Below are 24742 nucleotides of genomic sequence, written 5' to 3' on the forward strand. Positions count from 1 at the left end.
AAGTATAATATAATTATTGCTATCATTGCTAAGATAAAGTTAATTTCAGCCTATGTTAAGTTTCTAGGCGTATAATTAAACTTAGAATGGAGTTTTTCCTTATAACATCGGATATTCAAACTGCATGAATCTGCGCGATTTCTTTACTCACTATCACTGGTGGGGAAAACTACTTGGGGCATTTTTTGGCTATCTTATCGGCGGGCCGGCTGGAGCTTTGTTTGGAATTCTCATTGGCAACTTTTTTGATCGCGGTATCATCGAGCATTTTAACCGCCCCCATCAGTATTACTATCAAGAAAGAAGAGAAGCGGTGCAAAAAATTTTTTTTGAAGCAACGTTCTCGATCATGGGCTATATTGCCAAATCTGATGGACGTATTTCAGAAGAAGAAATACGCGTGGCCAAAGCACTTATGGATGAAATGCGCTTAAACCGTGAGCAAAAAATTGCGGCAAAGAAATTCTTTAATGAGGGTAAAACGCTGACCTTTGATTTGGCCGCAGTGCTCACGCGATTAGATGAAGCTTGTTGGGACAATCCTGATCTTTTAAAGCTCTTCATGGACATTCAATACCGTGCCGCTAAAACGGATAATTTTTCTGAAGCAAAATTACAAGCCTTAGATATTGTCTTCAGACGCTTGGGATTTGCTCCAGTTCGCCAGCAGTATCGTTTTTATGAGGATTTTGGCTTTAGAGAGACATCACAATCTCAAGAATCATCTTCGCGATATTCTTCTAACCAACAGCGATACTATCAAACACCCCCCAATAGTCTTGCACACGCTTACGCTATTTTAGAAATTGATAGTCACGCAAACAAGCAAGAGGTCAAACGCGCTTACCGGCGATTAATTAGTCGTAATCATCCTGATAAACTCATTGCCCAGGGGCTCCCGGAACAAATGATCAAAGTTGCCAACGATAAAACACAAAAAATCCGCAAAGCCTATGAACAAATTTGTGCTAGTAAGGGATGGTAAGATAAATGACTCGCTGTCAAATTGATTCTTTATAGGGTAAGGTTATCATTTAAAAACAGGGATTTGTGAGACAGTCTTGGCAAAAGAGAACGAGTGGAAATCATTTTTCATGATTTTTTTATGGCTAGCCTATGCAGGGATTTTTTTAATTGGTTGTTCGAATGATTCCCTTAAAAAAGCTCCCCCACTTTCAAAACCTATTATTTGGCTCAACAATCCGGATAATATTCAGAATATTACTTTTTCAAATCAGGTTCTATTACTTGAATTCTTAACCAATGATTGTGAAGGCTGTATCCAATTATTATCTTCGTTATCAAAAGTAAAAAACGATTATGGCAAATCCATTGATATAGTCGGTATTTACACACCCAATCCGAATTCTCCACTGGGCCAATTAGATGCAAGCTATTATGTTAAATCAATTGGTATTTCTTATCCTGTTGTTTATGACAAGGAAGCCAAATTATTTAATGCTTATCAAATCATTGGCTGGCCAACCCTTATTTTAATTAACAAAAAAGGCGATATTCAAGAAACAATTTACGGTATTCACAGTGCAGACTATCTAAGTCAAGTCATTCAAAAGCTAATCAAAGGAGAACTGGAATGAGCGTCATGGAAGCAATTGATAATTTCTTTCAGACACAAGGATTTATGCCCCATGGTATGTGTTTGTTGTGGAAACCAGCTATTTTGTGGACGATGGTGATTGGTAATGCGGTGACTGCGCTAGCCTATTTTATTATTCCTATTGCATTAATTTACCTCATTTTAAAACGAAGAGACATTGGCTTTAAATGGATGTTTGTCTTATTTGGTCTTTTTATTCTTGCCTGTGGTCTTACCCATGTAATGAGCATTGTTACCCTGTGGAAACCCATGTACGGATTAGAAGCACTCGTTCTAGCCTTTACCGGCATCGTTTCTTTACTAACAGCGATTTTAATTTGGCCACTATTACCGATTTTATTTAAAATACCTTCTCCGTGGCAACTTGAAAAAATGAACGAAGCCTTAAACCAATCCAATAAAGAACTGGATGATTTTGCCTACATCGCCTCACACGATTTAAAAGAACCCTTGCGCGGCATTAATAATTTTTCATCTTTTTTACTAGAAGATTATTACGATAAGCTTGATGAAGAAGGAAAAGAACAATTAAATACCTTAAAGCGGCTTAGTCAGCGTATGGAAGCATTGATTAACGACCTGTTAATTTATTCCAGAGCTGGACGCGCTGAATTAGTGTATCAACCCTGTAATCTTAATGAAGTTGTAGAAAATAAGCTGCAGTTATTGGACTCATACCTCAAAGAAAATAATGCCAACGTGATTATCAAACGTCCTTTACCCATGATCGTTTGTGATAAAGCTCGTGTTGGCGAAATTTTTCACAATCTCATTGTTAATGCTATAAAATATAATAACAGTGAAGAAAAAACCGTGACCATTGATTTCAAAGAAGCAAATGATCACTACGTATTTTCCATTGAGGACAACGGCATAGGCATTGCAGCAGAACATTTTGACAATATATTTAAAATTTTTAAGCGCTTGCATGGCCGTGATGAATACGGTGGGGGTACAGGACTTGGCTTAACGTTGATTAAAAAAATTATTGAGCGCCATAAAGGTAAAATTTGGTTAGATTCGCAGGTGGATAAAGGGACTACATTTTACTTCAGCATTATTAAAGCCTTAAAACCAGGCAATGAAGTAGCAATTACAGAACTATTAAATGGAAATCATCATGGATGAGCAGAAATTCCGCACGATTTTACTGATTGAGGATAGTAATGAAGATTATTACGCGACTAAACGTGCTTTTGAAAAATCAGGAGTTGCTAATCAGCTTTATCGCTGCGCGGATGGGATAGAAGCACTGGATTATCTTTATCGTCGGGATAAATATGCTGATCCCCTCACATCCCCTCGCCCAAATGTGATTTTGCTCGACCTCAATTTACCCAAAAAAGACGGCCGAGATGTTTTAAAAACCGTTAAAAGTGATCCTGACTTGCAGATTATTCCCATTATCGTGTTAACCACCTCATTAGATGAACGGGATATTAATTATTGTTATCAAATGGGTGCCAACAGCTATATCCAAAAACCAGTCGATCTCAATCGTTTTATTGAAGCCATCAGGCGTTTAAAAGATTATTGGTTTGAAATTGTTATCTTACCTAGAGGAAAGTAAGGTGCTTATTATGGATAAGCTGAACCACTTATTGATTGTTGATGACAACATTGAAGATCAAGTTGCCTATAAGCGTTATATTTCAAAAACGTTTCAGCAACAACTGAGCATCCAAACAATGGAGAAAGGGGAGCTTGCCCTTGATTTTCTTAAAACCAATCAAGTTGATTGTATTTTATTAGATTATCAATTACCGGATATGACAGGACTTGATTTTTTAAGAAAACTTAAAGACGGCGATGTTATTTCTACCCCTGTGATTATGTTAACGGGCACTGGCAATGAAAAGATTGCCATTGAGGCCTTAAAAATCGGCGCCTACGATTACCTTAACAAAGGTGAATTAAAGCCAGAGATTCTCTATAGTGCTATCGCTAACGCCGTTGAAAAATCACAGTTGATCAGGAAAGTAAAAGCAAAAGAGTCAGAAATTAATTATTTGGCTTATCATGATTTTTTAACCGGGATCCCCAATCGTGCTCAATTTGAAACACATCTTAAAAAAGTATTTGCTCGAGCACAACGCTATTGCCGCGCTTTTGCCCTCTTATTGATCGATCTCGATCGATTTAAATTGATCAATGATAATTACGGTCATGAAACAGGCGATAGTCTCTTAAAACAAGTGGCTCGACGCTTTCAACAATGCCTTCGAGAAAGCGACATTCTGGCAAGGCTAGGTGGTGATGAATTCGCTGTTCTTGCTGATCATATTGAACACCATGAACAGATCGCGGTCATTGCCAAGAAATTAATTGATGCTTTGTCGGTCCCACTCAACATCAATGGGCATAAAATAAAAACGTCACCCAGTATTGGGATTGCTATTTATCGAGATTCCAACACAACCATTTCCAGAATGCTTTCCAATGCCGATTTAGCACTCTACAAGGCAAAAAACAGCGGTAGAAATACCTTTCGCTGTTTTAGTGAAGAATTAACGATCCAATCCAATCAACAAATGGAAACTGAAAATGCGTTGTATGACGCATTAGAAACGCAAAATTTCTACCTTTGCTATCAACCCATTATTCATATTGAAACCAATCAACTATTGGGTATGGAAGTATTATTGCGCTCAGATCATCCTGTGCTGCAACATACTCCCGTCAATACCCTTATTGAGATTGCGAATAAAACAGGATTAATTATACCTTTAGGAAATTGGATTTTAGAAAAAACATTCCAACAATTATCAACGTGGCGAGAAATAAAAGTAAGCCCTTTTAAACTGTCAATCAATCTGTCTATTAATCAGTTAGCCCATGGAAATTGGCTACAAACTTTTCAATCGTTAATAAACAAATATCACATTGATCCTCGCGAGCTAATTTTTGAATTGGCCGAATCCGATATGGTATTTAATGTCAATGATATCGGTGAGCAATTAGCCACTTTAACGACTATGGGTTGTGATCTCTTGATTGATAATTTTGGCGCAGGTTACTCTTCTTTGAATTTAATTCGTCAATTACCCATCACTGGCGTGAAACTGGATAGATCCTTTATAAAAAATCTCGCAACAACTCCAAATGATGCGAAAATGATTAAGGCGATCCATTTATTAATCCGCTCTCTGGATATGTTATTCATAGTGACCGGTATTGAAACACAAGTTCAATTCAATATCTTAAAAAACCATTCTCATCTTTTGGGGCAAGGATTTTATTTCTCTAAACCACTTCGAGATCCTCTCCCCTTTCTGAAATAATCTTCAATTAACTAGTCGCTGTCGCGAAATGACTGAAATACACTTTCTTTGTAATTACGTCACCTCCGCTTTGTAATTACGTCACTCCGCGAAAGCGGGGGATCCAGTATTGGCAAGGCTCTTCTGGACCCTCCGCTTTCGCGGAGGGTGACGATAAGTGTGTAAAATTTAATTTCGCGACAGCGACTAACTAAACTACTTTGTTGTGGGATACACATCAAAGCAACACATTAGCAATGCCTACGAAACTTTTTCCTCATCCGTATAAGGAAGAACCGTTACCTGTGTACCTACAGTGATAAACTCTTCATTCAACCATTTAGCAGCACTGGGTAGGACTCGTACACAACCATGGCTGGAATTGGCGTAAGGTACGTCATAAGCGGCATGAATCGTGTATCCTTGGAAGAAGTACATGCAGTATGGCATTTTTGCCCCACCTGTGGTCTCTACAGGGTATTCTCCAGAGCGACATTCGATTCCTTTTTTGTTATAAACATGGAAGGTTCCAGTGACGGTACGGCATGACTCATTTGGATTTTCATCGCAAACGTCTTTACCACCAGAAGCACTGCCAGTCATTACTCGATTGCCATCTGCATCATAAGCTGCCCAGGCAAAGGCCTTAGGGTCAAATATGAATTGTTTACGTCCAGTTGCTGGGGCTTTTACCGGGAAATACTCGCGACCACGCTTATCTTGTGTATAATGGGTAGTACGATGGACCATACCTACATCATCAGTGATATAGCACGATTCATCGCAATACTGCATACAGCTCGTAAGCCCAAGACATAATAAGCCAACCCACAACAACTTATTCATGATAACGCATTCTCTCTATTGGTTATTAACAGTAACATTTCTAAATACTTCCCAAAGCATATCCTATTTAAATCATTAAATCCTTATGTTGACATTGTCATCTTCTGCAAAATTAATCCTTTAAGCGACGATATTTAATTCGAGAAGGTCTATCCGCTTCATCACCTAATCTTCGCCTTCTATCAGCCTCATAATCGGTGTAATTACCTTCAATAAAAACAACCTGGGAGTCACCTTCAAAAGCCATTAAATGAGTACAAATTCGATCGAGAAACCAGCGATCGTGGGAAATGACAATCGCACAACCAGGAAAATTCAATATGGCTTCTTCTAGTGCTCTTAACGTTTCAACATCAAGATCATTACTTGGCTCATCAAGCAATATCACATTCGCCCCGCGTTTCAAAAGTTTGGCCAAATGCACGCGATTGCGCTCGCCACCTGAAAGCTGTGACATTCTCTTTTGCTGATCGGCTCCTTTGAAGTTAAATCGTCCAACATAAGCACGGGAAGGCATCTGAAAAGAGCCTACCTGTATAATATCCTGATTATTGGAGATTTCTTCCCAGACTGTTTTGTTATCCTCGAGATGATCTCGCATTTGGTCCACATAAGCGAGATCGACAGTTTCACCAATGCGAATGTCCCCACTATCAGGCGTTTCTTGTCCAGTAATCATTTTTAGAAACGTTGACTTACCAGCACCATTGGGACCAATGATCCCCAGAATTCCGCCTCTAGGCAACTGGAAACTTAAGTCATCGATTAACAGACGCTCCCCAAAAGCTTTACGTAAATGATGGGCCTCAATGACTAAATCACCTAAGCGCTCTCCTGGAGGAATGTATAGTTCATTGGTTTCATTGCGTTTTTGAAACTCTTTCGAACTCATTTCTTCAAAACGAGCCAGCCTTGCCTTGTTCTTGGCATGACGACCTTTGGGAGAAGTCCGCACCCATTCTAATTCAGCTTTAATAGCACGTTGATGGGCAGCTTGTTGTTTGTCCTCTAAGCTTAAGCGTGCTTCTTTTTGCTCAAGCCAGGACGTGTAATTTCCTTTATAAGGGATACCCTCGCCGCGATCGAGTTCTAGAATCCACTCAGCAGCATTATCAAGAAAATACCTATCATGAGTGATGGCGACAACGGTACCACGAAACTCCTCCAAGTAGCGCTCGAGCCAAGCAACGCTTTCGGCATCTAAATGGTTGGTCGGTTCATCCAGCAATAACATATCCGGACTTGAGAGTAATAAGCGACATAAAGCAACTCGGCGGCGTTCTCCACCTGAAAGTTGATTAATTTTTGCATCCCAATCGGGTAAGCGAAGTGCATCAGCAGCAATATCTAATTTACGATCAAGATCCCAACCACCACAGGTTTCGATCTCATTCTGAAGCTCTCCCTGTTGGGCCAATAGCGCATTCATTTCATCATCGCTCATGGGTTCTGCAAAACGCATGCTAATTTCATCAAACTGAGCTAGTTTGCTCTTGATTTCTGCAACACCTTCTTCAACAACCTCGCGAACTGTCTTAGCTAAATCCAATTGTGGTTCTTGCGCAAGATAACCAATCTTGATGCCAGGCTGTGGTCTTGCCTCCCCCTCATATTGCTGGTCAACCCCTGCCATAATTCGCAATAAGGTGGACTTACCCGAACCATTTAAACCTAAGACACCAATTTTGGCGCCTGGGAAAAAACTTAAAGAAATGTCTTTCAAAATAAAGCGTTGGTTGTCAACGACTTTACTTACACGGTTCATAGTAAAAATATACTGCGACATAAAATGCTCCTCTTTAAAGCAAGGGCAGAAGGTAAACCAATCAGCTTAATTTCTCAAGACCAATCAAGAATGACTTTACCTGATTGTCCAGATGCCATGATCTGAAAAGCCCGTTGGTAATCAGCTACGGGGAAATGATGAGTGATTACTGGCTCTATATTCAAACCGCTTTGGAGCATCGTTATCATTTTGTACCATGTTTCAAACATTTCACGGCCATAGATTCCTTTTATCACTAGTCCTTTAAAAATGACCTGGTTCCAGTCGATGGCTGTTTCCTGAGGTGGGATACCCAACATGGCAATATGTCCCCCATGATTCATGACTTTTACCATGTCATTTAATGCCGTGGGGTTACCAGACATCTCTAGACCAACATCAAATCCTTCTGTCATTCCTAACTCACCCATAACATCCTTGACAGGTTGGTATTTGACATTGACCGCGCGCGTAACACCCATTTTGCGCGCTAAATCCAAGCGATAATCGTTAACATCAGTAATGACTACATGGCGAGCACCAATGTGACGCACAATAGCAGCAGCCATGATGCCAATTGGGCCAGCACCAGTGATTAAGACATCTTCACCAACAACATCAAAGGACAGTGCGCAATGGGTAGCATTACCTAAAGGATCAAGAATAGCCGCCTGATCTCCTGTAATATTGTCAGGCAAAACAAGAACATTACTGGCCGGTATAGAAAGATACTCGGCAAAGCAACCGGGGCGATTAACACCTACCCCCTGAGTATTACGGCACAAATGACGTTTCCCGGCACGACAATTACGACACATACCACAGGTAATATGCCCTTCTCCCGAAACACGTTGCCCTACTCTCAATCCTCTTACTTCTCGGCCAATTTCAACAATCTCTCCATAGAACTCATGACCCACAGCCATTGGAACAGGTATTGTTGCCTGTGCCCAATCGTCCCAAGAATAAATATGGATATCTGTTCCACAAATTGCGGTTTTATGAATTTTAATGAGAACATCATTCACCCCATACTCGGGTACAGGACTATCCTGCATCCAAATTCCGGGCTCACGTTTAGCTTTCACTAATGATTTCATGCACTTCCCCTGAAAGAGATTAATTACTTTAGATCAGTTGTTGCACTTGACTAAGATATTACACCAAGTTCTCTACCAACTTTTGCAAAAGCTTCCATTGCCTTATCAAGGTGCTCTAGTTCATGAGCTGCCGACATTTGCGTACGAATTCTTGCTTTACCTTTGGGAACAACAGGATAGGAAAAACCGATCACATAAATGCCCTCATCCAACAAACGAGCTGCCATTCTTCCTGCTAATGCTGCATCACCTAGCATCACTGGAATAATAGGATGCTCACCAGGAACAAGGTCAAAGCCAAGCTTTGTCATTCCATGGCGAAAATACTCACTGTTTCGCTTCAGTTTTTGCGCTAACTCATTACTACTTTGCAGCAAGTCTAGTACAGCAATAGACGTTTGAGCGATCATTGGTGCTAAGGTGTTTGAAAAGAGGTAGGGTCTTGAACGTTGACGTAGCCAATCAATGATCACCGCATTTGCCGCCGTGTAACCTCCCGATGCACCACCAAGCGCTTTACCTAATGTTCCTGTAATGATAGTAATTTTGTCCGCCACCCCACAATATTCTGGGGTACCACGCCCAGTATCCCCCATAAATCCGACAGCATGAGAGTCATCCACCATCACCATAGCATCATAGCGCTCTGCCAATTCGCAAATGGCTGGTAAATTAGCAATAATACCATCCATAGAAAAGACACCATCCGTTGCTATTAAACGGAACCGCGCTCCTTTAGAGGCCTTAAGCTGCTCTTCCAAATCCTTCATGTCATTGTTAGCATAACGGAATCTTTGGGCTTTACATAAACGAATACCATCAATGATACTCGCGTGATTTAAGGCATCACTAATGATGGCGTCCTCAGGTCCTAACAAGGTTTCAAATAATCCTGTGTTCGCATCGAAACAGGAGGAATACAGAATCGTGTCTTCCATGCCTAGAAAATGACTAATCTTTTTTTCTAATTCTTTATGGGGTGTTTGCGTACCACAGATAAAACGCACAGAGGCCATACCATAACCATACTTTTGTAAAGCCTTCTGCCCTTCAGCAATGAGTACTGGATGGTTAGCAAGCCCCAAGTAATTATTTGCACACAAATTAATGACTTCATGTCCTTTTACTGTTATGGCAGCTTGTTGCTGACTAGCTATTATACGTTCCCCTTTATATAACCCCTCACCCTTGAGTGCATCTAACTCGGATTGCAAGTACTCAGTAAATCGCGCAAGCACATTCGTCTCCTTAAGGTTCCTTTGAATAGCAAAAGCAACAATGATAACAAATTTTACACAGCTCCACCATGAAATCCCTCATCCAGTTATTCCCGGTGAGAAATACTGAGAAATCCTCTCATTTTTTTTGATCTCTCGGAGTCTCCTTGGCTCCGACTGGGTTTCAGGACGTTGCGCACACGGACGTGCGCACCGACCGCAGGACGCGGTTTTTCCTGAAATCCAGTCGGAGCCAAGGAGACTCTTACTTCGATCTCAAAATGAGAGGATTTCTCAGTATTTTTCACCGGTAATTTACACTTGAGCAATCGCACCTTTTATCAATTCTTGCTAAAATCCCCACAACGTTTTAACCTACATATACCTTTTTCGAATGAGTTTTAGAAAAGGTCTATTCAAAGTGATGGTGAGTCCCCAAATGACTAGTCAAAATGCACGAATTAACATGATCAAACAGCAACTTCGCACCGGTGATGTTCTGGATGAAACCATTCTTTCTCTTTATGATGAGTTACCTCGTCATGAATTTGTGCCTCATAACATGCAGCATTTTGCTTATTCCGATATGCAAATTCCATTAGCACACAATCAACGCATGATGACTCCATTAGAAGAGAGTAGCTTGCTACAAGCTTTGAATCTTAAAAAAAATGAACTCGTGCTGGAGGTTGGTACAGGCACTGGTTTTTTGACAGCATTGTTAAGCAAACTTTGCAAAAAAGTCATTAGTATCGACTATTTCTCTGATTTTACTAACAACGCCAAACGTAAATTGCACGATCACAATTGTACCAATGTCGAGTTGATTACTGGTGATGCCTGTCGTGGTTGGCTTGATAAAGCTCCCTATGATGTTATGGTATTTACAGGTGCCATTGAAAAAATTAACGATACTCAACGCTTACAACTTTTACCGGGCGGGAGATTATTTGCCATTGTAGGCAAAGAACCTGTAATGCAAGGTCAACTTCATCGTTTACATCACGATGGCACATGGCACGCGAGAGAATTATTTGAAACCCACATCCCTCCTTTAATTGATAAATTAAAACCGAAAGAATTTGTTTTCTAGGACAAGCTGGTATGAAAAAAACGCTTTTGTGCTTGATACTTACTGTTAGTTTATCCCCTTTTGTACATGCCACTGACCTTATGGATATCTATCTGCAAGCACTAGAAAACGATCCGACATTTAAGCAGGCATACAGTACTTATATGTCTAATACAGAAGCTATTCCGCAAGCTCGAGCAGCTTTATACCCCCAATTAACTGTAAGTGGTCAAGCTTCACGCAATATCGAAAGTGTTAGAGCTGCAGGTGCTTCGGTTGCAGCCACTTATAATAGCAATCAATGGACAGTAACCACTTCGCAGGCTGTATTTAATTACCAAGCTTGGTCTCAGGTTCAACAGGCAAAGGATTCTGTCAAAGCAGCACAAGCAACCTTTAATGATGCCGCTCAAGATTTAATCCTGCGAACTGCAAAAGCGTATTTTGACGTTTTGCTTGCCAGAGATACCCTCAACTTTGCCGAAGCAAAAAAACGCGCAAACAAACGACAATTCGAACAGGCAGAACAACGTTTCAAAGTGGGCTTGGATGCTATCACTTCTGTCTATGAGGCAAAAGCTGCCTATGACCAATCGGTGGCTGAAGTCATTTCAGCAAGAAATAATCAAATTAATAGGAATGAAGATTTACGCAAGCTCACAAACCATATCTATGAACATTTATCACCTTTACGCGATAGTACTATTCCTCTGATTAAACCTGAACCAGATAACGCCGATGAGTGGGTAAATACGGGGTTGCTGCAAAATTATAAACTTTTTTCAGCAAAATACAGTCTACAAGCAGCACGCGAAAATATTAAAGTCCAAGCAGCGGGTAACTGGCCCACCTTCGCTATTCAGGGTAATGCACAACAGATCAATAACCAAGCGCCCCCTTCTTTTTTCATCCCGTCGAGGCAGTCTACAGCCAATATTGCCATAGCCATGAATTTTCCTGTCGTACAAGGCGGATTGGTACAATCCCAGACTCGCCAGGCACAATTCAACTTCCAGACATCAAGTCAAGAACTTGAGCAAGTTTATAGGGATGTTGTAGTCAATAGTCGCATTGCTTTCAACACGATCATCGATGGGATCAGTAAAGTTAAAGCAGACAGGCAAACCATCATTTCACAACAAAACTCTTTGGAGAGCACCGAAGCTCAATTCCAAGTTGGAACGCGCACCATGGTGGACGTTGTCAATGCGCAACAACGCCTCTTTGAAGCACAAGAGCAACTTGCTCGTGATCAATACGGCTTAATTAATGCCATATTAAACTTAAAGTATCTTGCAGGAACATTGAATGTTAATGATCTTGAAGAGATTAACTCATGGTTAGCGACAACCAGAGTATCCTCTTTTCCACCGCAAAGCACTAGAGCCAAGAAAAAAGTAGTAGTGAAACCTGCGGTTAAGGCTGTAGTCGTCAAGACCGATATTACGAAATAGTTTAAAAGCAAAAGGGATTTCATGCATTGTTTTACTCACAAGCTGTCTTTTTTAAGTCTTTCCCTATTACTTGCTAATTCAACAGTGCATGCTGAATTCAGCCCTAGGGCTTTTCCTTTCATGCCTCGTATCTTGAGTGAAGGTTTTTTTGGTGATAATACCCTTGGTGAAGCCGACGCCATATTACCACTTTATGGGAATCACGATAGTATTTTGTACATTGATGGCTTAGGTAAGACAGGCAGTGATAATGGTCATTTGGGAAGTATTGGTGGTGGGTATCGCGGCATTCGTAATGATATCTTTTTATGGGGTGCATATGTCTTTGGTGACTTTAACCGCACAACCCGAGGTCCTCATTTCCCTGTAGTCAATCCGGGATTGGAATTTATGACCAATCTTTGGGACATCCATGTCAATGGTTATTTCCCAACCTCACCAAAACAAAAAGTAGAAGCCACATTTTTAGGTGAGCAACTTGGGACGACGCAATACATTAGCTTTGCCGGCCACAACCAGTTTGATAATTTAGTGAATTTAGTGGAAGAAGTTGGTAATGGCGTCGACGGTGAAATAGGGTTAACGTTACCAGCAGCCAAGAACATTCGTTTATACACTGGCGGTTATCATTTCTCCTTTAAGGAAGCACAGGATATCAATGGTGTTATCGGTGGTGTAGAAATGCCGCTTAATAGGTATTTTACTGTTTCTGTTCGTGACAGTTATGACCGAGTACAAAAAAATACCGCCCAAGTAACCATCCGCCTCACATTAGGTGGCATGGATAAGAGTGAGTCTTCTAATATCCATGATCGCTTATTAGACCCCATTCCAAGGCATTTAGGCACCTGGGATACGGGTTCTGGCATTCCCAGTCAGCAGGCTTATATCGATACTGGTGTTCGTGTACTGACCCGAGGCAATATTTGGTTTTTCAGCGGCGCTGGCATCCCGTTTGATGCTGCCAATGGCTTTAGCAATTGTACCTTTGAAAACAATTGCCTCGATACCTCATTTACTCAACTAACCATCGATGCCATCGACAATCTTTCGCCCGGTGCCAACCTTTATCTTGGTCCTGGTACCTACAACACCCAGAGTGGCACGTCCTCTTTTGCTTCAGCTTTTGCTCCACATGCTAGCTTATTATTATTGCCTTCTCCGCTTATATTGAACGAGAGACAATCCATTTACGGACGAAGTGGCGATTTTTCTGTGAGGCAGTTACAGGTAGTAACAGGTACTTTTATTCTTACGGGCGATAACACTTATGATTCTATTTTTTTATTAAATGATGATGGGCAATACACTAATGGTCTTATTATCGCTGGTTCAGTGAAAATCTCCAATTCAGCCATTGGTGCAAACAGTTCTTCTCTTGGATTTAGGACAGCGGTCTCTATTGAAGAACCCCTTGATGTCCCTCCCATTAATGTCACTATTGAAAACAGTCAAATAAACGCTTTTACAAATGACGGCAGCACAGCAACCGGCGTGTTTATTGGAACTACACGCCCAACGAGCAGGGTTAATCTTATTAATGACATCATTTCAATCAATGCAACGCGACAAACAGCAGGTACTATCACGGGTCGGGGAATATTTGTTAATCAAAGTGAAAATATCACCCTATCGAACTCACAAGTTAATGTTCAAGTGAATCATTCTGCAGGACAAGATGCTATCGCTGAAGGGGTACGCGTTGAGCAAGGCAGTGTCACCCTAGAAAATTCCACACTGAGCGTTAATTCCACTAGCCTTGGTGGGACAAGCAGCTCAGCTGATGCTGTAGGTCTTTTAGTCGATGATCCCACTGATGAATCATTGTCTACCGTTACAACCCGCCAAACTCGAATTAATACCACGGCCGAAGCAGCAGGAACCGCTACAGCCACTGGCATACGGATAAGAGGCTTCATTAACACCGAAACAGGACGAAGAGCAACTCTATTCTTTACAGGCATCCGATTAAATAGCCAAGCATCCGCAGATCTTAATAGTACTGCTCAAGGGATTAGTGCAGCTGCAGCCGAAATCCAAGAAATCTTAAATAATGTAAATATGCCAGTTAGCTCTTATTTCACAGCTACAGCATCCTCTCCTGATACGGCATCAGCTGTGGGAGTTGTGTTAGAGATAGAGGGCCGATTTAATAATATTACAAGTATAGAGAAACTTGCTGCTAACAGGCGAGATTATTATTCCGTTTCAGCTCTAAATACAACCTCATCCACAGCAACTGGTTTTTTTGCAAATCTGGACAGTACAGCTGTACTAACTAATCCTAGCATTGTGACCCAAGCTACCAATAGTAATGCATTCTTAACTGGATCAAATGAGAGTCAAATTTTTGTTTGTGGAATATTTAGCCTCATAACGAATGGTTGCCAGTTTGGGGTTTAAAATACTCGATAAGATAACTTGCTTGGGATGTTGGCCTACTTTTCTTTTTTGTCAACCGCCTGTTGATATAGAGTGCGATTAAAAGTGCGGTTTTTTTATTTAAAGTTTTATTTTCAATAATTCTCGACGTCCCGCGGCTTGACCGCGGGATCCAGTGATCTTGAAGATTCATGGACCTCGCGGTCAAGCTGCTGGGCGTCGGCCAAGAAAACCGCACTTTAATCACACCCCATTGATATAGCTGTTAAGGTAATGAAGTAAAATTTACGATAAACTTGCTCTTTTAAGTCATTACCAGGTTGTAACATATGTCTTCCACACCCTCCACCATTGAAAAAAAATTACTGCATTATACAGGTAAAGCTATCGCTGACTTTAATATGATTCAGCGTGGGGATAGGGTTATGGTTTGTCTTTCTGGAGGCAAAGATTCCTTCACCCTACTGACCCTTCTACACAGCTTACAACGTCGCTCCAATAATAAATTCGAGATTTTTGCTTTTACGCTTGATCAAGCACAGCCTGGTTGGGACGACAGCCGCTTACGTGCTTGGCTTAATGATAGAAATATTCCTTATGAAATTCTCACCCGCGACACCTACAGCATTGTAAAAGAGAAAATCCCGGAAGGTAAAACCTATTGTTCTTTATGTTCAAGATTGCGTCGTGGCATTATCTATCGTTATGCGGAAGAACATGGATTTACAAAAATTGCATTAGGCCATCACCGTGACGATCTAATTCGTACGCTACTGATGTCTATTCTTTACAATGGCGATATTCGCTCTATGCCCCCCAAGCTACTAAGTGATAATAAAAAACATATTGTCATCCGCCCACTATGTTACGTGCAAGAAAAAGATATTATTGCTTTTGCACAAGAGCAGGCTTACCCCATCATTCCCTGTAATTTATGTGGCTCACAGGAAAATTTGATGCGTAAACGCGTTGCTAAATTGATTGATCAATTAGCCGAAGAAAACCCCAAAGTTCCCAGTAACATCTTGCATGCTTTGCAAAGTGTTAAACCAAGTCAATTAATGGACCAAACGCTTTGGCGCTTCCGGGATTTGGAAAATGAATTACTGCGACCCTTCCTTGCTGAACAGGGAGCCATTTTTGACGAAAAAGACCTGATTTTTGCAGAAGAAGATTGACTCCCACCCACTTTGAAATTAAGTTAAGAAAGTTTTCTTTCTTGTAAAGGAAAAGGTTCACAAAATAAACAAACTGCGCTACCATGGGTTCACTAAATCCGGTATCAACAGATTATGAATGAGACATTAACTACAAATTTTCGTAAATTTCGTGTGTATCGAAATCGTTATTTTAAATATGATTTCATTGCCGCTATTGTGGTTTTTTTAGTGGCCATTCCGCTCTGTTTAGGTATTGCTTTAGCTTCAGGCGCCCCCTTATTTTCAGGGATTCTAAGCGGTATTATTGGTGGAATCGTCGTTGGTGCTATTAGCGGTTCACAAGTCAGTATCAGTGGTCCAGCCGCTGGTATGGCTGCGGTTGTGCTTGCGGCCATTACCCAATTGGGAGATTTTAATACCTTTTTGCTTGCCTTGGCATTGGCTGGCATTTTACAAATTATTGTAGGTGCCCTACGTTCAGGCTCTATCGCAGATTACATACCTTCCAATGTAGTCCAAGGTTTATTATGCGCCATTGGTATTTTATTGATTATTAAACAACTACCATTGGCCTTTTATTGATTATTAAACAACTACCATTGGCCTTTACGCTCTCCACCGACCTGAAAGAATTAAAAGCCCATTTGCTGGAATCCACTGAAAGCCTGGCTTTTAACCCTCTTTATGATTTGTCTTATCACATCAATGAAGGCGCAGCGATCATTTCACTTGTTTCTTTTGCCATCTTAATTTATGCCGATAAAGCAAAGACTGCCTGGGTTCAGAGCATTCCTGCACCAATCATCGTGGTCATTCTAGGTATCTTGCTCAATGAGGTTTTTATTTTTTCTGGCTCTTCATTTGCACAAAATAACCCGCATCTAGTCAATATCCCCCAACAAGATGGTTTTGCGGATTTCTTTAGTCAGCTCGAATTCCCTGCTTGGGCTTCTTGGACCAATCCGAAAATCTATTTATACGCTTTTATCATAGCTACCGTGGCTTCATTGGAGAGTTTGCTTAACGTAAAAGCAGGTGAAAAATTAGATAAAAAGCGACGCTATTGTTCAAAAGACCGTGAACTCGTGGCCCAAGGCTGTGGCAATCTTTTAGCAGGTTTAATTGGTGGGATCCCAATTACTTCGGTAATCGTGCGCACTTCAGTGAATATTCAATCGGGTGCAAAGACCAAATTGTCTGCGGTTTTGCATGGCATTTATATTCTTCTTGCCGTTTTGCTAATCTCTAACTGGCTAAATAAGATCCCTCTTTCCTCCTTGGCAAGTATCTTAATTTTTACAGGTTACAAGCTCACAAAACCCTCAATTTACAAAGCGGCTTATGAACAAGGAATGGACAGATTTATTCCTTTTCTTGCCACTGTGGTAAGCATTGTCGCCTTTAATCTCTTAGTTGGTATTTTAATCGGCTTGGCCATCAGCCTGTTTTATATTTTAAAATCCAATAGTCGAGCACGTTTGGATATCATTAAAGAAATATATCCTACAGGTATTACCAATCGGCTTGTGCTACCACAGCAAATCACTTTTTTAAATAAAGCGTCCTTGGTCGCTGAACTTGATTCTATCCCCAAGAATTCTCAGCTTATTATTGATGCACGTTATTCCAATTATATTGATAAAGAAATCATCGAATTATTAAAAGAGTTTAGAGAAGAACAAGCACCACTAAAACAAATTGCTTTAAACTTAATTGGGTTCCAAGATCATTATGATATTCATAATCACATCGATTTTATTAACGTCACGACCTACGACGTATTAGCTACTTTAGAGCCCTATCAAGTCTTGCGAATATTGCAGGAAGGTAGTCAGCGCTTCTTGCAAGATACCAGAATCCACAGAAGCACAAAAATCGATATTCAGTACACGGCCGAAACACAACATCCCATGGCTGTTATTTTAGGTTGTATTGACTCACGAGTGCCGGTAGAAACCATATTCGATATGAGTTTTGGCGATTTGTTCTGTGTTCGCGTCGCAGGAAATGTTGTTAATGACGATGTGTTAGCAAGTATTGAATATGCTTGTCACGTTGTTGGTGCCAAATTGATTGTTGTCTTGGGCCATACTCGTTGCGGAGCCATTCAAGCTGCCTGTGACAGTGTCGAAAAAGGGCATATCACCCAATTGCTAGATAAAATTAAACCTGCCATTGCTGCTGAAACGGACACAAAGACGAATCGCACCAGTAAAAACATTGAGTTCGTAGGACACATTACTGAGCTCAATGTTATCAATACGTTGAAACAGATCTACAATGATAGCGACATTTTAAGAGGAATGATTAATCACGAAGATATAGCTATTGTCGGTGCCATCTATGATGTCACTACCGGCAAGGTTAGTTTCAATGATTACTCCAAGGCATTAAAACAACAAGGGGAAACATATAAGCTTCTTGGTGAGAAAATGGAGAAAGTTCTTACGGAAGCGAATCGAAGTCAATCATCAGTAGAGCGTAATAGAAAGTTAAAGCTTGACCCTGAGATAATCTAATCTAATCTCTCAAGGTCAAATTTCAAGTGTGTAATTAAAAAGTATTCGCGGGTGAAGCATCAACCAGATCATTCTCATAACATGAGACCAACCCATCAGGTACATGGATGGCTTTTTCCTTACATATCTTCAAAAACCCTTCTATCATGGTATCATCATCAGGTTTAAGACCCGCTGCTTCTAGTTTCCCTACGATAATCTTATGCAATAAGCTGTTGCGACCAAACCATTCCGTCTCAATCTTCCAACGTACTAAATTAAGCGCGCTAAGTCTGAAGAGTTTCGCGTCTTTCATATGCATCTTACCCCGTTGTTGTTCTAGATAGCCATCAACATTTTGAAGAAATTGCAACTCCTCAGTACGACTCTTGTGTCGGCACGATGTTTTGATCGCCAATTTGAAAAATCCCAAGCAGCCGCCACTAAAATTTTTTAGATAAGCAGACTCATATTCCTCTTCGATTTTATTTGTTCTCAGGGCGAAGGTTGGAACATAAGTTCTTTTTTCAGGTTCAAGAGATTGATAAGGTAACTGAAATTGAGGCATCACTTTCTGAAGATGTAACGCAACCGATTTTTGAAACGCCAGAATTTCCGGGAAACGCTCTTTCTGCTTGGAATCTTCTTTTTGCTCAACAGCGGCAATAATATAACCAAGTAATTTTAGTGCACTTAGTAATGTGCAGCATAATAGTCGTTGTTGAAACAGCTTCTCAAACTCATTTTCTTTAGCTAATTCCTCTAGCTTTTGAGTTATGAACCTTAAAGCCCCTTGATAGTCAGTCCAACGAGACTGGGATTTTTCTGCTTCCCCTAAACGGAGTAACCATGTATTAAAACGAAGACCAGGTGTGCCTGTATAGAGCTCGGCGAACTTCTTAGGTTCAATTTTTAACTCGTCTAGCGCATGTTCAATCGCAAGTTGGTTTTCTTTAAGCTTCTCTAGTTCTGCCATTATATACCCCTATGATCAAAATGAGGACAATCTTAGCAGAGACATATTGTAAATTCTAGAAAGGTGCGTTCGAGAAGGCTTATTCGCCTGGGAGACTAACCTCTAATTAACCTTAAGTTCACCTTGACTTTAAGTGCCGACGTACCGCGGCTTGTCCGCGGTATTCATTTGGTAGAAGTGAAGTAATGAACTTCGAACTTATAGATACCGCGGACAAGCCGCGGTACGTCGAGCTTTCAGGGAGTCAAAAAACTTAAGGCTAATTGAAAGAGTCCACCTCGATGGAGATCGTAGAGAACATAACAACGTAAAAAAGACTATTTTGTTTACTTCTCAAATGAGTATAATGACTTTTTTTTACCTACCAGAGCTAGAGGAGAAGACAATGCGCGCATCGCAATGGTTTTTGCCCACTCTTAAAGAAACGCCTAATGATGCGGAGATTGTTTCACATCAGCTTATGCTAAGAGCAGGACTTATCCGCAAACTTGGCTCCGGGCTTTACACCTGGCTTCCTTTAGGTCTTAAAGTATTGCGCAAGGTGGAGCAGATTGTTCGTGAGGAGATGAACCGTGCTAATGCGATGGAAGTTCTCATGCCTGCCATACAGCCAGCAGAGTTATGGCAAGAAACCGGGCGCTGGGAGACCTTTGGTGGGCAATTATTAACGATGAAAGATAGTAATGGGCGAGATTATTGTTTTGGCCCCACCCATGAAGAGGTGATTACCGATTTAATACGTAACGAATTGCAATCTTATAAAGAACTACCCGCTAATTTTTACCAAATACAGACAAAATTTCGCGATGAAATCAGACCACGATTTGGCGTAATGCGTGCTCGTGAATTCATCATGAAAGATGCCTATTCTTTTCATTTAAGCCAAGAATCGCTGCAAGAAACCTACAATATAATGTATGAGACGTATTGCAGAATCTTTGACCGTCTAGGACTACGCTATCGTGCAGTTGAGGCAGATACAGGGGCTATTGGGGGCTCCGCTTCGCATGAATTCCAAGTATTGGCTGATTCAGGTGAAGATTTGATTTTCTATAGCGATAGTAGCGATTATGCTGCCAATATTGAACAGGCGACTTGCTTACTCCCCGCAAAAGCTACTCAGCCACCAACAGAAAACATGAAGACGGTTAATACACCTGGCAAAAAAACAATCGCCGAAGTTGCGGACTTCTTAAAGGTCAACCCCAAAGACACAGTGAAAACGTTGATCGTAGAAGGAAGCCAGCATCCTTTAGTCGCACTGGTACTGCGCGGTGATGATGAATTAAATGAGGTCAAAGCTGCCAAACATCCTTTAGTGAAATCGCCTTTGCGTTTAGCTGATGATGAAACGATTGCCAAGTCATTGAAAACCACCGTCGGTTTTGTCGGTCCTGTTCATCTTGGTATTCCAGTCATCGCTGATCACTTTGCCCTGGCTATGCCCTCCTTTATTTGCGGTGCCAATCAACCCGATACCCATTACCTTCATACTGCCTGGGGTCGCGATGCACATTATGAAGATGCTTATGATTTACGCAATGTCAAAGAAGGGGATACAAGTCCCGATAGTAAGGGCAAACTACACTCTTGTCGCGGCATTGAAGTGGGTCATATCTTCCAACTCGGGGATAAATATGCCGAGGTGATGAAGGCGGCGGTGATTAATGAACAGGGTCATTTGCAAACCATGATCATGGGTTGTTATGGTTTAGGTATCACTCGTGTTGTCGCCGCAGCCATTGAGCAGCACCATGATGCCAATGGGATTATTTGGCCACAAACGATATCCCCCTTTCAAATCGTCATTATCCCTATCAATGGTCATCGCTCCATTATCGTTAAAGAAGCCGCTGAATCGCTTTATCAACAACTAAGCGAACAAGGGTTTGATGTGCTCCTCGATGATCGAAACGAGCGTCCTGGTGTTTTATTTGCCGATAGCGACTTGATTGGTATTCCTCATCGTTTAGTGGTGAGTGAACGGCACTTGAAAGAGAATGTTGTCGAGTATAAAGCGCGGGATAGGGAGGAAATTCATCTTGTTTCTTTGTTAGGTCTCGAGAAGTTTGTTAGAGGGCTATTTAAGTAGCCCGTATTAGCGCAGCGTAATACGGGATCACATATAAAATATCATGTTATTCATGGTGCAAACGCAATCCAATCTTGTTCTAACCAAAATACCCATTTAAACTATTTTCTGGTTTAAATTTTTAAGTTTTTGGATAGGTTCCCGCCTTCACGAGAATGACTCCAACTATATGACAAGAAAAAGAAGAAGAATATGATTAGAAAATTGATTTTCATGGGCATGATCATTTGTTCATGCCTGGCTCAGGGAAAAAACGCTTCACTCTATCAAGTGGATCTCATTGTTTTCACTCATCAAAATGCCTCTTCTATCGCGGATGATTTAAAAGAGGTACCCCAAAACACATTACATGGGATTCATTTAAAAACTGAAGGAAAGGGGACAGCAACACCCTATAGACTCCTCCCATCATCAGCCTCTAAATTAAAGCAAGAATACTGGGCTTTAAATCGTAAACCACAATACCATGTGCTCTTACATTACAGTTGGTTACAACCCTTTAATAACCAACAAACGGTGATCTTGCCCAAGCTGAGCCGAGATGGTTGGCAAGTTGAAGGGACAATCCGTGTGCGTCGATCAAATTATTATTTATTAGATACTCATTTATTGTTCTCCACCGTTTACGGTCAGGGTTCTTTTGTATTTGCACAAAAACAACGATTAAAAGGCGGCGATACATATTATCTTGATCACCCACAGGCAGGGATACTCATTAAAGTTCATCAAGTGGGTTAGAGAGCTAATAAGCATTCAGACATTCCCTCTCCCGCGACAGAAAATGTAAATAAATTAATATTTTTCGCGCGAGAGCTAAGTATTTAGGGTGTGTTGACAATTTATCCCCGCCTACGTGCCGCGGCTTGTCCGCGTCATCCAGGGATCTTGTGAATACCGCGGACAAGCCGCGGTAAGTAAGGTTTTCGAGAAATTGAATAAATGAATTGTCAACAGTCCCTAATCAATGGACTAGATCAATGAATTAAGTTCGTTTTTAATATGACCATCTCCTGGATGCCGCGAACAAGTCGTGGCACGTAGGCGGAGGATGAATTGTCAACACGCCCTACTCGTCTAGCGAGAACTCTTCTAATTACCCATGAGTTCCAATAACCCTCTGGATCGTCGTTCTGATGATATCACCTATCGCTTGTAAGCAAGCCAATTTCGCTGAGCCTGGCCGACTATAAAGAGCGATCGTACGAAAAGGGGCAGGTTTGGCGAAAGGAATAACTTGTAAACCTTGTTGGTTATCATAAATCGATAAAGCAGGTAGAAGTGTTACACCTAATCCAGCTTGCACCATAAACCGCAACGTCTCAAGACTGGTTGCGGAGAAATTGGCTTGCATTTCTGCTTTGGCTAATTGACATACAGCCATCGCTTGCTCGCGCAGACAATGCCCCTCTTCTAAAAGCATTACTTGCTCATTCGCTAAGTCATTTACCTCCATTGCAGCTTTTTTGCGGTTTGGGGTTTTAGCAGAAACAAAATAAAACGGCTCCTCAAAAAGAATGCGTTGGGAAAACTCCGCCTCCACAGGAGTAGCCATGATCGCTGCATCCAATTGCCCTCCAGCCAATTTCTCAATTAAGCGATGTGTCTTGTCCTCTATTAACCAAATATTGAGCTTTGGAAAAGCAGCTTGAATCGCCGGCATGACATGAGGCAGCAAGTAGGGAGCAAGTGTAGGGATTACGCCTAAGTGCAGTTCACCTGCATAAGGATCCGCTGATTGCCGAGCCAATTCCTTCATTTCAGCAACATTCGTCAATACTTGCTGCGCACGACCAAGCAATGCTCTACCCGCCTCAGTCAACATCACCTGTTTGTTATTACGTTCAAAAAGGACAATCCCCAACTCCTCTTCTAATTTTTTTATCTGCATACTTAATGTGGGTTGACTTACATGACAACGCTTGGCAGCCTCACCGAAATGCATAACATCGGCAAGCACAACAAAATAATGCAAATCGCGTAAATTCATTTTCCTTCACCTGATTAAAAATGTCTGGCAGATATACCCAATCGCATGGAAGTTGTGTATAGTCACCCATTTTTTATGTAAGCAACAAAACGTTTTAATGAGCTTTGTAAGTATTCCTATTACAGCCAGAACCAGGGTTTATGGTATTTGGCTCATTGGTGTCTCTTTTGTATTGTTCCAATTTTTTTTGCAATTGTCATCCGGCGTCATTATTGGTGCCATCATGCAAGAAGAACAACTTTCTGCCTTGCAAGCCGGGATTTTGGGCAGTGCCTTTTACTATATTTACACGAGCATGCAAATTCCGGTTGGCATATTATTCGATCGCAGAAACACCCGCCTACTCTTGGCTGCTAATGCCCTTCTATGCAGCATTGGCTGCTTTTTTTTCGCACATAGTCATCACTTGTTTTTATTGATTATAGGACGCATGTTAATCGGTGCAGGCTCAGCTTTTGCCTTTATTGGCTTATCTCACCTGCTCAGACAACATTTCCCTTTAAAGCAATTTGCATTCATTATTGGCTTATCAGAAACGTTAGGCTTTCTTGCGACGATGTTTGGCATGATCGGCATGGGAGCGTTCATCGCCCAATGGGGTTGGAGAAGTATCATCAATAGTGCTGGCATTGTTGGTCTTTGTATAGCTTTCCTCAGTTGGCAATACATTCCAGGTACTACGCGAGAAATAACAGGCTTGAAATATACTCAACAATTAACACAGATTTTTAAAAACAGCAGCGCATGGGTTAATGGTCTATTTGTCGGTTTAAGCTTTACTGTCATCACTGTTTTTGGTGCCATGTGGGCGGTCCCATTTATTCAAATCAAACTTTCCTGCAGCCTGAAACTTGCAAGCACAGTAGACTCTATGATTTTTCTTGGCGCCGCCATAAGTTGCCCTCTTTTTGGCTACTTGGCAAGCTTATTCTCTTATCGATTCTTAATGATCGTTTCCTGCTTTTCTACCGCAGGTTTAATTTTAGTGATTCTTTATTTGCCCTTTAACAACATTTTTATGTTGGCTTTCTTCATGTTTTTAATAGGGGTATGTTGCGGGGCCTATATGCTCGCCTATTCTATAGCTAATGAACTAGCTCCCATTGACTCCCTATCAACGTGCACTGGTTTTACCAATACCCTGGCCATGCTTACAGCACCTATCCTACAACCTTTGTTAGGGCTTTTACTTGATAAATTGCAGGAAATGGCACCAGAATCGACCCTGTTTGCTTATCAGATTGCGCTTTCAATAGTTCCTTTGAGCCTCATCATAGCCGCTAGTTTGGTCGTTTTATTACCTCTGAAGAGGTAA

The 24742-nt window shown here is 41.2% G+C and carries 18 protein-coding genes and 1 pseudogene; 13 read left to right on the forward strand and 6 right to left on the reverse strand.

Annotated elements, in window-relative coordinates; genetic code table 11:
- Positions 1 to 124 precede the first annotated feature (124 nt).
- From djlA to CKV79_RS10030, 5 genes are all read left to right on the forward strand, one after another.
- Complete coding sequence (gene djlA / locus CKV79_RS10010) at positions 125 to 985, forward strand: co-chaperone DjlA (RefSeq protein WP_028373443.1); 861 nt, start codon at positions 125 to 127, stop codon at positions 983 to 985.
- Between the two features lie 76 nt (positions 986 to 1061).
- Entirely contained in the window at positions 1062 to 1598 is a 537-nt protein-coding gene (locus tag CKV79_RS10015) for a TlpA family protein disulfide reductase (protein WP_131796079.1), read from the forward strand.
- On the forward strand, positions 1595 to 2746 hold the full coding sequence (locus tag CKV79_RS10020; protein WP_028373441.1) for an ATP-binding protein: 1152 nt from the start codon (positions 1595 to 1597) through the stop codon (positions 2744 to 2746). The genes CKV79_RS10015 and CKV79_RS10020 overlap by 4 nt, the downstream gene beginning before the upstream one ends.
- The gene (locus CKV79_RS10025; protein WP_028373440.1) at positions 2739 to 3188 is read left to right on the forward strand and encodes a response regulator; all 450 of its coding nucleotides are present in this window, start codon (positions 2739 to 2741) and stop codon (positions 3186 to 3188) included. Before CKV79_RS10020 ends, CKV79_RS10025 begins: the two co-directional genes overlap by 8 nt.
- 10 nt (positions 3189 to 3198) lie before the next feature.
- Complete coding sequence (locus CKV79_RS10030; protein ID WP_028373439.1) at positions 3199 to 4899, forward strand: two-component system response regulator; 1701 nt, start codon at positions 3199 to 3201, stop codon at positions 4897 to 4899.
- 240 nt (positions 4900 to 5139) lie between these two features.
- Here CKV79_RS10030 and CKV79_RS10035 read toward each other — a convergent pair whose 3' ends face one another.
- The 4 genes from CKV79_RS10035 to CKV79_RS10050 all read right to left on the reverse strand — a co-directional run bounded on the left by CKV79_RS10035 (position 5140) and on the right by CKV79_RS10050 (position 9827).
- The gene (locus tag CKV79_RS10035; protein WP_028373438.1) at positions 5140 to 5724 is read right to left on the reverse strand and encodes a L,D-transpeptidase; all 585 of its coding nucleotides are present in this window, start codon (positions 5722 to 5724) and stop codon (positions 5140 to 5142) included.
- 112 nt (positions 5725 to 5836) lie between these two features.
- Positions 5837 to 7510, reverse strand: coding sequence for an energy-dependent translational throttle protein EttA (gene ettA / locus CKV79_RS10040; protein WP_028373437.1), 1674 nt, complete (start codon positions 7508 to 7510; stop codon positions 5837 to 5839).
- A gap of 53 nt (positions 7511 to 7563) precedes the next feature.
- The gene (tdh, locus tag CKV79_RS10045; protein WP_028373436.1) at positions 7564 to 8589 is read right to left on the reverse strand and encodes an L-threonine 3-dehydrogenase; all 1026 of its coding nucleotides are present in this window, start codon (positions 8587 to 8589) and stop codon (positions 7564 to 7566) included.
- A 50-nt stretch (positions 8590 to 8639) separates the two neighbouring features.
- The gene (locus CKV79_RS10050; RefSeq protein ID WP_028373435.1) at positions 8640 to 9827 is read right to left on the reverse strand and encodes a glycine C-acetyltransferase; all 1188 of its coding nucleotides are present in this window, start codon (positions 9825 to 9827) and stop codon (positions 8640 to 8642) included.
- 418 nt (positions 9828 to 10245) lie between these two features.
- Between CKV79_RS10050 and CKV79_RS10055 the strand changes: the two genes are divergently transcribed.
- The 5 genes and pseudogenes from CKV79_RS10055 to CKV79_RS10075 all read left to right on the forward strand — a co-directional run bounded on the left by CKV79_RS10055 (position 10246) and on the right by CKV79_RS10075 (position 18393).
- Positions 10246 to 10899, forward strand: a complete 654-nt coding sequence (locus CKV79_RS10055) for a protein-L-isoaspartate O-methyltransferase family protein (RefSeq protein ID WP_028373434.1) — start codon at positions 10246 to 10248, stop codon at positions 10897 to 10899.
- A gap of 11 nt (positions 10900 to 10910) precedes the next feature.
- Positions 10911 to 12332 (forward strand): TolC family outer membrane protein, encoded by a 1422-nt coding sequence (locus CKV79_RS10060; protein WP_051546166.1) that lies wholly within the window; start codon positions 10911 to 10913, stop codon positions 12330 to 12332.
- A gap of 21 nt (positions 12333 to 12353) precedes the next feature.
- A complete protein-coding gene (locus CKV79_RS10065) occupies positions 12354 to 14735 on the forward strand; it encodes an inverse autotransporter beta domain-containing protein (protein WP_028373433.1) in 2382 nt (793 codons plus the stop codon).
- Positions 14736 to 15043: 308 nt separating this feature from the next.
- On the forward strand, positions 15044 to 15892 hold the full coding sequence (gene ttcA, locus CKV79_RS10070; protein WP_028373432.1) for a tRNA 2-thiocytidine(32) synthetase TtcA: 849 nt from the start codon (positions 15044 to 15046) through the stop codon (positions 15890 to 15892).
- 114 nt (positions 15893 to 16006) lie between these two features.
- A pseudogene (locus CKV79_RS10075) lies at positions 16007 to 18393 on the forward strand (bifunctional SulP family inorganic anion transporter/carbonic anhydrase).
- A 34-nt stretch (positions 18394 to 18427) separates the two neighbouring features.
- Here the strand turns inward: CKV79_RS10075 and CKV79_RS10080 are convergent.
- The gene (locus CKV79_RS10080; RefSeq protein ID WP_028373431.1) at positions 18428 to 19348 is read right to left on the reverse strand and encodes a hypothetical protein; all 921 of its coding nucleotides are present in this window, start codon (positions 19346 to 19348) and stop codon (positions 18428 to 18430) included.
- Between the two features lie 385 nt (positions 19349 to 19733).
- On the opposite strand from CKV79_RS10080, the gene CKV79_RS10085 reads away from it, so the two are divergent.
- Positions 19734 to 21440, forward strand: a complete 1707-nt coding sequence (locus CKV79_RS10085) for a proline--tRNA ligase (protein WP_028373430.1) — start codon at positions 19734 to 19736, stop codon at positions 21438 to 21440.
- 192 nt (positions 21441 to 21632) lie between these two features.
- Positions 21633 to 22178 carry a CsiV family protein gene (locus CKV79_RS10090; RefSeq protein ID WP_028373429.1) on the forward strand — a complete coding sequence of 182 codons (546 nt, stop codon included), beginning with the start codon at positions 21633 to 21635 and terminating at the stop codon, positions 22176 to 22178.
- Between the two features lie 355 nt (positions 22179 to 22533).
- On the opposite strand, the gene CKV79_RS10095 is transcribed toward CKV79_RS10090, so the two are convergent.
- The gene (locus tag CKV79_RS10095) at positions 22534 to 23427 is read right to left on the reverse strand and encodes a LysR substrate-binding domain-containing protein (RefSeq protein WP_028373428.1); all 894 of its coding nucleotides are present in this window, start codon (positions 23425 to 23427) and stop codon (positions 22534 to 22536) included.
- Between the two features lie 97 nt (positions 23428 to 23524).
- Between CKV79_RS10095 and CKV79_RS10100 the strand changes: the two genes are divergently transcribed.
- Positions 23525 to 24742, forward strand: coding sequence for an MFS transporter (locus CKV79_RS10100; RefSeq protein ID WP_081778080.1), 1218 nt, complete (start codon positions 23525 to 23527; stop codon positions 24740 to 24742).

The organism is Legionella lansingensis (genome assembly GCF_900187355.1).
GTDB lineage: Bacteria > Pseudomonadota > Gammaproteobacteria > Legionellales > Legionellaceae > Tatlockia > Tatlockia lansingensis.